This window comes from Paraburkholderia podalyriae, from assembly GCF_014397785.1.
In the GTDB taxonomy this organism is placed as follows: Bacteria; Pseudomonadota; Gammaproteobacteria; order Burkholderiales; family Burkholderiaceae; genus Paraburkholderia; species Paraburkholderia podalyriae.
Genome location: NZ_VZQQ01000269.1, coordinates 1 through 775 on the forward strand (window position 1 = coordinate 1; position 775 = coordinate 775).

1 protein-coding gene is annotated in these 775 nt (G+C 59.7%); it reads left to right on the plus strand.

All coding sequences use genetic code 11. The annotated features are described in order from the left end of the window. The coding region (locus tag F6X42_RS42965) for an IS5 family transposase (RefSeq protein WP_187639775.1) at positions 1-765 on the plus strand (765 nt) is incomplete at its 5' end. Positions 766-775: the final 10 nt, after the last annotated feature.

Genomic DNA, 775 nt, shown 5'->3' on the forward strand with positions numbered 1-775 from the left:
GAATGGTACTTCGCCGCTCCGTACCTGACCTTGATGAACAAGGACGCACCGCAACGCCGTTACGAACTGCGCGAGATGTTCAACGCGCTACGCTGGATCGTACGCGCGGGTGCACCATGGCGTTTGTTGCCAAATGACTTTCCGCCCTGGGAACTGGTCTACCAGCAGACGCAACGCTGGATTCAGGCCGGCTGTTTCGAGGCTATGGTCAATGACCTGCGTTCGATCATCCGGATCGCGCAGCAGCGTCGTGGCCAACCCAGCGCGGTCATTCTCGACGGACGGACGCTGCAGTCGACCTGCGAAAGTGGACCTCGCGCCGGTTACGACGGTTACAAGCGCAAACGCGGCAGCAAGGTCCACATGGCGGTTGATACTCTGGGGCAACTGCTTGCTGTGCATGTTACGCCGGCCAACGAACAGGAACGCGCGCAGGTCGGAGAACTGGCCCGTCAGGTTCAGCAGGCCACCGGCCAGACGGTCAAGGTGGCGTTCGCGGACCAGGGATATACCGGCGAAGAGCCTGCGCAGGCTGCACTCGACGAAGGAATAGAGCTTCAGGTAATCAAGCTGTCGGAGGCGAAAAAGGGCTTCGTGCTGTTGCCGCGCCGTTGGGTGGTCGAGCGCAGCTTCGGCTGGCTCAACCGCTTCCGCCGACTGGCCAGAGACTATGAGCGATTGCCTGAAACCTTGGCCGGTTTGCACTTCGTCGTATTCTCCGTGCTTATGCTTGTTCACTTTGCAGCCCTTAACAAAAGTGCCTAACACCCTCTAG